The following is a 7419-nucleotide window of genomic DNA, read 5'->3' as shown; positions in this document are numbered from 1 at the left end:
TCGGGGGCTCGGAGAGGGGGAGAAAAGACAGGTGTCGCGCGGCGGCGGGCGCGGCGGCGGCGCGCGGGGCGTCGGCGGTGGGCATGCGGCGGTCCTCGTGGCGTCCGTGCGGGGCGGGGGTGCGGTCGGGTGGTGCGGGACCGACGGAGCCACTTTGACCGGTCAAATCCGCGACGATTCTGGTCGCGTCAGGGGCGCGGTGTCAAAGGGCCAGGACGACCCGGACGAACCGGACCCGCGCTGCCTGGCCTGCACGTTCGTGCACTTCGCGACCGGGTGGTCGGTCCCGGCGCCGTGCGCTGCGGGGACGCCGCGCCGGGGGGTCGTCGCGGGGTCGTCGCGGGCGCCGTCCGGCCCCGGCGCGCGGCGGTGCCGGGGGCCCGGGTGTGACTAGGGTGACACCCATGACGTGGCTGACGACGCCCGCGCACGCCCGCTGGCTCGAGACCGAGACCGACCGCCTGCTCGCCTTCGGGAAGGCCTCGGCCGCCCCGACCGGCGGCTTCCTCCGCCTGGACGACGTGGGCCGGCCGCTGCCGGGGCCCGCCGAGCTGTGGATCACCTGCCGGATGACGCACGTGTACGCGCTGGCCCACCTGCTCGGGCGCCCGGGCTCCGCGGCGCTGGTCGACCACGGCCTGGCCGCGCTCGACGGGCTGTTCCGGGACGCGGAGCACGGTGGCTGGTACGCCGAGGTGGACGCCGGCGGCACCCCGCGCGACGACGCCAAGGCCGCGTACCCGCACGCGTTCGTGGTGCTCGCGACCTCGTCCGCCGTCGCCGCCCGCCGGCCGGGCGCCGAGGCGCTGCTCCGCGAGGCGCTCGACGTCTCCGAGCGGCGGTTCTGGGACGAGGAGGCCGGCATGGCCGTCGAGTCGTGGGACCGGACGTTCACCGACCTCGACGCCTACCGCGGCGTCAACGCCAACATGCACACGGTCGAGGCGTACCTCGCCGCGCACGGCGTGACCGGCGAGCGGGTGTGGCTCGACCGCGCCGTCCGGATCCTCACCCGGGTCGTGCACGGCTTCGCGCGGGACAACGACTGGCGGATCCCCGAGCACTTCGACGCCGGCTGGAACGCGGACCTCGAGTACAACGCCGACTCCCCGGCGCACCCGTTCCGGCCCTACGGCGCGACCGTCGGGCACTGGCTGGAGTGGGCGCGGCTCACCCTGCACGCCCGCGCGTCGCTCACCGCCGCCGGCGACGTCGCCCCCCTCTGGATGGTGGAGGACGCCACGGCGCTGTTCGACGCGTCCGTCCGGGAGGGCTGGGCCGTCGACGGCGCGCCCGGGTTCGTCTACACGGTCGACTGGTCGGGGCAGCCGGTCGTGCGCGAGCGGATGCACTGGGTCGCCGCCGAGGGGATCGCCGCGGCCGCCGCGCTGCACGCCGCGACCGGCGAGCAGCGGTTCGACGACTGGTACGCCGCCTGGTGGGACTACGCCGCCGAGCACCTGCTCGACCACGAGGGCGGGTCCTGGTGGCACGAGCTCGGCACCGACAACCGGGTGTCCCGCACGGTCTGGGAGGGCAAGGCCGACCTCTACCACGCGGTGCAGGCGACGCTGATCCCGCGGCTGCCGCTCGCGCCGGTGCTGGCGCCCGCGCTCGCCCAAGGGCTGCTGGACTGACGGCGCGGGCGCGGGGGCGGTCCCGCCGCGCCCGCACCCGCCGGACGCCCCGGCGCCGCCCGCACCGCCCGCCCCGCGGACGCCGTCGCGCGGCGACGCGGCGCGGGACCTAGAGTTCCGCCGTGCCCAGGCCCCGGCGTGCCGTCCCGTGGTGGGCGGTCGCGCTGGTGCCGGCCGTCGCCGTGGTGCTCACGGGCGCCCTGCCGCGGGCGGACGCGGCGGCGCTCGCGGAGCGCGTCGGCCCGGTGCTGCTGTTCGTCGCCGCGCTCACCGTCGTCGCCGAGCTGTGCGGGGCGGCCGGGCTGTTCGACCTCGCGACCGACGCCGCCGTGCGGGCCTCGGGCGGCCGGCGCTGGCTGCTCTGGCTGCTGCTGGTGGGCATCGCGGTGGCGTCCACGGTGCTGCTCTCGCTCGACACCACGGCGGTGCTGCTGACCCCGCTGGCGATCACGCTGGCCCGGCGCACCCGGACGTCCCCGCTGCTGCTCGTGCTCACCGTGGTGGCGCTCGCGAACACCGCGTCGCTGCTGCTGCCGGTCTCGAACCTGACGAACCTGCTCGCCGACCACCGGTTCGCCGACCAGGGCGTCGGCTACCTGGGCGTGATGTGGGCCCCCGCGGTCGCCGCGGTCGTGGTCACCGTCGCGGTGCTCGCCGTCCGCGGGCGCCGGGACCTGCGCGGCCGGTTCGAGCAGGGTGAGCGGTACGTCCCGCCGGACCGCGCGCTGGTGGTCGCGACCGGGGTCACGGTCGCGGTGATGGCCGTCGGGTTCGTCGCCGGGCTGCCGGTGTGGGCGGTGGCGCTGGGCGCGGCGGCCGCGCTGCTGGTGGCGTTCGCCGTGCGCCGCCGGCCGGTGCCGGGCCGGGCGCGGGACCTCGTGCCGTGGCGGATGATCCTGGTCGTCGGCGCGCTGTTCGTCGTCGTCGAGACGCTGCACGTGCGCGGGCTCGGGGACTGGGTGCTGGACGCCGCGCCGGCCGGGGCGGACACCGGGGCGCTCCTCGGCGTCGCCGGCCTGTCGGCGGTGGTCGCGAACGTGGTGAACAACCTGCCGGCGTACCTGCTGCTGGAGCCGGTCGCCGGGGACGACGTGCGCCGGCTCGCCGCCGTGCTGATCGGGACCGGGGTCGGGCCGCTGCTCACGCCGTGGGCGTCGCTCGCGACCGTGCTGTGGTGGCGGCGCTGCCGGCAGGCGATGGTGCACGTGCCGGTGCGGGCGTTCCTGGTGCAGGGGCTGTGGCTGGCGCCGCTGTGCGTCGCGGCGTCGGTGCTGGCGCTCGCCGCCCTGACCTGAGCCGGGCGGGGCGGGCGTCGGGCCCCGGGGGTCAGGGCTTCCGGGTCGAGCGGGCGCGGACGTGCATGCGCTCGCCCTGCGGCCCCCACAGCGTCAGCACCTCGGCCGCGCCGGGGCCCGGGTTGGTGAACCAGTGCGGGATCCGGGTGTCGAACTCCACGGCCTCCCCGGGCTCGATCATCAGGTCGTGGTCGCCGAGCACCAGGCGCATGCGGCCGGACAGCACGTACATCCACTCGTAGCCCTCGTGCGTCCGCGGGTCGACCGGACCCGGGTTGTGGCCCGCGGGGAACACCTGCTTGTAGGCCTGCAGGCCGCCCTGCCGCCGGCTCAGCGGGACGAACGTGACGCCGTGCCGCTCGACGGGGGACAGGTGCACCCGCGGGTCGCCGGTCTCCGGGGCGCCGACCAGCTCGTCCAGCGGGACCTGGTGCGCCCGGGCCAGCGGCAGCAGCAGCTCGAGCGTGGGGCGGCGCTGCCCGGACTCCAGGCGCGACAGCGTGCTGACCGAGATCCCGGTGCTGCGCGACAGGTCGGCGAGCGTGGCGCCGCGGCGCTGGCGCAGGTCGCGCAGCCGGGGCCCGACGGCCTCCAGGACGGGCTCGAGGTCGGCGGGGGCGTCCTCGACGGGCGCGGGCGTCGGCGGGACGGTGCGGGGGCGGCGGGGCTCGGCCATGCTCCATTTGCCGTTCCGGCAACGATGTTTGTCAAGCAGGCCGGGTCGAGCCCACGGTGGTCACCACGGACGAGAGGGCGGAGGACCCGATGGTGACGGAGCGGTACGACGTGCTGGTGGTCGGCGGCGGCGCGGCGGGGCTGGGCGGCGCGCTCACCCTGGCGCGGGCGCGACGGAGCGTCCTCGTGGTGCACGACGGCGCGCCCCGGAACGCGCCCGCGGCGCACATGCACGCCTACCTCGGGCTGGACGGCCTGCCGCCCGCCGAGCTGCTGGCGCGCGGCCGGGCGGAGGTCGAGGGCTACGGCGCCGAGGTCGTCGAGGACCGCGTGGTCGACGTCCGGCGGGACGGGGACGGCTTCCGCGCGGCGCTCGCGGGCGGCCGCGTCGTCCGGTCCCGCCGGGTGCTGGTCGCGACCGGGCTGGTCGACGCGCTGCCCGACGTGCCCGGGCTCGCGGCGCGCTGGGGCCGCGACGTGCTGCCCTGCCCGTTCTGCCACGGCTGGGAGGTCCGGGACCGGGCGGTCGCGGTCCTCGGGTCCGGGCCGGTGGCGGTGCACCAGGTGCAGCTCTGGCGCGGCTGGACGGCGGACGTGACGCTGTTCCTGGGCGGCGCGGGCGCTGGCGTGGGCGGCGCGGCCGGTGCGGCCGGCGGGGACGGGCTGTCCGACGCCGACTGGGAGCGGCTCGCTGCGCTGGGCGTGCGGGTCGTCGACGGGCCCGTGGCCGGGCTGGAGGTGGCGGACGACGTGCTGACCGGCGTGCGGCTGGCGACGGGGACCGTGCTCGCGTGCGACGCCGTGGTCGTCGCCACCGGGATGGGCGCCCGGCTCGACGGCCTGGCGGGCCTGGGGCTGCCGACCGAGCCGGTGACGATGGGCGAGCGCGTGATCGGCACCCGCGTCGCCGCGGCGCCGGACGGCTCGACGGCCGTGCCGGGCGTGCGGGTCGCGGGCAACGTCACCGACCTGCGGGCGCAGGTGCAGGTCGCCGCGGCGGCCGGCCTGACCGCGGGCGCCGCGCTGGTCGCCGAGCTCGCCGCCGAGGACGCCGACGCCGCCCTGGCGCGGTACCGGGCGGAGCAGGCGGCGCCGTTCTCGGGGCGGGCCGAGCGCGAGGTCGCGGCGCTCCGGTCCGGCGGCGGGGCGGTCGGGCTGTGACCGGCGGGACGAGGGCCGACGGACGGACCGGCGGCCGGGACGACGAGGAGGAGCGGGGCATGGGGCCGGAGCACGACGAGGCCGTGGGCGCGCACGGGCACGGGCACGCCCACGGGGGCCACCCGGGCGAGGTGCGGCACGACCGGGAGTTCTGGGAGGACCGGTACCGCTCGGCGCCGCGGGTGTGGAGCGGTCGGCCGAACCCGCAGCTGGTCGACGAGGTCGGAGGCCTGCCGCCGGGGCGGGCGCTCGACGTCGCGTGCGGTGAGGGCGGCGACGCCCTGTGGCTGGCCGCCCGCGGCTGGGCGGTCACGGCGGTCGACCTCGCGCAGACGGCGCTCGACCGGGTCGCGGCCGCCGCCGCGGACGCCGGGCCGGAGGTCGCCGGGCGGGTGCGGACGGAGCGGGTCGACATCGCGACGTGGGACGCCGGGGACGGCGCGTACGACCTGGTGACGACGCACTTCCTGCACCTGCCGCCGGACGTCCGGGCCGTGGCGTTCGCCCGGATGGCCCGCGCGGTGGCCCCGGGCGGCACGCTGCTGGTCGTCGCGCACCACGCGAGCGACCTGCGCACCACCATCGGGCGCCCGGACCTGCCGGAGCTGTTCTTCGACCCCGAGGACGTCGTCGCGGCGCTCGACCCCGCGGGCTGGGAGGTGCCGGTCGCCGAGGCGCGGCCCCGTACGGCGACCGACCCGGACGGCCGGGAGATCACCATCCGGGACACGGTCGTCCGGGCGGTGCGCCGGGGCTGACGCGCGCCGGTGCCGTCCCTGCCACCCGCCGGCGCCGGCGGGTGGCAGGATCGCGCCCATGAGCGACGACACCGAGGTCCGGGCCCTGATCGCCGAGGTCGAGCGGCAGGAGCGCGACCTGCGCTTCGCCACCTTCACCAACGACGACGCGTGGGAGCTCGGGACGCTGCTGGTCCGGCTGGCCACCGAGCGCGGGCTGCCCGTGACCGTCGACATCCGGCGCGGGGCGCAGCAGCTGTTCCACGCCGCGCGGCCCGGGACCGTCGCGGACAACGACTCCTGGATCCAGCGCAAGGTCCGGGTCGTCGAGCGGTTCGGCACGTCGTCGTACCTGCAGGGCCTGCGGGCGCGCGCGAGGGGGACGACGTTCGGCGCGGTGCACGAGCTGCCGCTGCAGGAGTACGCCGCGCACGGCGGGGCGTTCCCGGTGCACGTCGAGGGGGTCGGGGTCGTGGGCGTGGTGACGGTCTCGGGCCTGCCGCAGGCCGACGACCACGCCCTGGTGACGGAGGCGGTGCGGACCTTCCTCGACGGCTGACCCCGGCGTCAGGGGAGCGGCAGGACGGTGGGGAGCCAGGCCGCGACGGCCGCGGCGACCGCCCCGGTGTCCTTCTTCAGGGAGTGGTCGCCCGGGACCGGGACCACCGTGCGGGTCGTCGACGCCGGCGGGGTGCCGTAGGGGTCGGTCGTGCCCTGGACCACCAGCACCGCGACGCCCGCGGCGTCGAGCTCCGGGAGCCGGCTCGGGGCGTCCGGCCGACCCGGCGGCCGGGTGGGGAACGCCAGGCAGAGCACGCCGACGGCGCCGGTCGCGAGGGCCGTCCGGCACGCGGTGCGGGCGCCCGCCGACCGGCCGCCCGTGATCAGCGGCGCGTCCAGGGCCCGGGCCCGGAGGTCCGCGACGACGGCGGTCCACGCCTCGTCGAGGGCAGGGCCGCGGGGGCCGACCCGCTTGCCGGCGACGCGGTACGGCTGCTCGACGAGCGCGACCGCCAGGGCCAGCGCCGTGGCGGCCGCGGTCACCGCCCGGAGGTCGGGGGCGTCGACCCCGCCGCCGGCGCCGTGGCCGAGCACGAGCGCGCCGGGCACGCGCACCCGCCCGTCCGCCCCTGGCGCGGCCCCCGCGGGCAGGTGCAGGTGCGCCCGCGCGGGCCCCTGCGGGGTGTCGATCTCGAGGCTCGGGGCGTCGGGGCTCACGCCCGGCACGGTACCCGCGGCCGGCGCGACGACGCCGCCGGGGTGCCGCCGCCGGGGTGAGGTCGTCACAAGCCGGTGAGGTCGTCACTCGTGTGTGACGACCTCGCCGACGAGTGACGACCTCACCGGCCGTGGGTGGTCACGGGGGGCGAGGACGTCCGGGCGGACCTGCACGCCCGGGGCCTGCACCCGTCGCTCGGCGCGGACGACGTGCTGGCGCCGTGGCTCGGGGACCGCGCGGCCTGATCGGCGCCCGGATGCGGGTGTCGCGGGCCGGGGGCATGGTCGTCAGGGTCGGACGTCGTCCAGATCGAGGAGGTCGCCATGCCGCGCCGTGACCCGGGCCCGAGCGTGAAGGACAAGGGGCTCTACGAGGAGCTCCGGGACGAGGGCAACAGCAAGGAGAAGTCCGCGCGGATCGCGAACGCCGCGGCGGCGCGCGGGCGGTCGTCGGTCGGGAAGAAGGGCGGCGAGTCCGGGTCCTACGAGGACTGGACCGTCGAGGACCTGCGCAAGCGCGCGGCCGAGATCGGCATCGAGGGCCGGTCGTCCATGAAGAAGGCCGACCTCGTGGACGCGCTCCGCTCGCACTGACGCGCACGCCCAGCCCCGTCAGTGGAAGGTGGGGGGGGGGGGGGGGGGGGGGGGGGGGGGGGGGGGGGGGGGGGGGGGGGGGGGGGGGGGGGGGGGGGGGGG

Annotated in this window: 8 protein-coding genes; 6 read left to right on the top strand and 2 right to left on the bottom strand. The window is 78.2% G+C overall.

Annotated elements, in window-relative coordinates; translation table 11 throughout:
• Positions 1-404 precede the first annotated feature (404 nt).
• Positions 405-1637, top strand: coding sequence for an AGE family epimerase/isomerase (locus AC3WUG_RS19005; protein ID WP_492329096.1), 1233 nt, complete (start codon positions 405-407; stop codon positions 1635-1637).
• A gap of 122 nt (positions 1638-1759) precedes the next feature.
• Positions 1760-2932 (top strand): SLC13 family permease, encoded by a 1173-nt coding sequence (locus tag AC3WUG_RS19000; RefSeq protein ID WP_492329095.1) that lies wholly within the window; start codon positions 1760-1762, stop codon positions 2930-2932.
• A gap of 31 nt (positions 2933-2963) precedes the next feature.
• Here the strand turns inward: AC3WUG_RS19000 and AC3WUG_RS18995 are convergent, their stop codons facing one another.
• Positions 2964-3608, bottom strand: a complete 645-nt coding sequence (locus tag AC3WUG_RS18995) for a helix-turn-helix domain-containing protein (protein ID WP_492329094.1) — start codon at positions 3606-3608, stop codon at positions 2964-2966.
• Between the two features lie 89 nt (positions 3609-3697).
• Between AC3WUG_RS18995 and AC3WUG_RS18990 the strand changes: the two genes are divergently transcribed.
• From AC3WUG_RS18990 to AC3WUG_RS18980, 3 genes are read left to right on the top strand one after another with little or no spacing between them, the layout of a single operon-like run.
• Positions 3698-4768 (top strand): FAD-dependent oxidoreductase, encoded by a 1071-nt coding sequence (locus AC3WUG_RS18990; protein WP_492329097.1) that lies wholly within the window; start codon positions 3698-3700, stop codon positions 4766-4768.
• 59 nt (positions 4769-4827) lie between these two features.
• Complete coding sequence (locus tag AC3WUG_RS18985; protein ID WP_492329093.1) at positions 4828-5526, top strand: SAM-dependent methyltransferase; 699 nt, start codon at positions 4828-4830, stop codon at positions 5524-5526.
• A gap of 58 nt (positions 5527-5584) precedes the next feature.
• Positions 5585-6064, top strand: a complete 480-nt coding sequence (locus AC3WUG_RS18980; RefSeq protein WP_492329092.1) for a heme-degrading domain-containing protein — start codon at positions 5585-5587, stop codon at positions 6062-6064.
• An 8-nt stretch (positions 6065-6072) separates the two neighbouring features.
• On the opposite strand, the gene AC3WUG_RS18975 is transcribed toward AC3WUG_RS18980, so the two are convergent.
• Positions 6073-6723, bottom strand: a complete 651-nt coding sequence (locus AC3WUG_RS18975; RefSeq protein WP_492329091.1) for an alpha/beta hydrolase family protein — start codon at positions 6721-6723, stop codon at positions 6073-6075.
• Positions 6724-7047: 324 nt separating this feature from the next.
• Between AC3WUG_RS18975 and AC3WUG_RS18970 the strand changes: the two genes are divergently transcribed.
• Entirely contained in the window at positions 7048-7317 is a 270-nt protein-coding gene (locus tag AC3WUG_RS18970; protein WP_147795912.1) for a DUF7218 family protein, read from the top strand.
• The last annotated feature ends 102 nt before the right edge of the window (positions 7318-7419 follow it).

The organism is Cellulomonas sp. EB106-03-03-XG116 (genome assembly GCF_058792015.1).
Note: the sequence above shows the minus strand (reverse complement) of the source record. Positions and strands in the feature narration are given on the sequence as shown.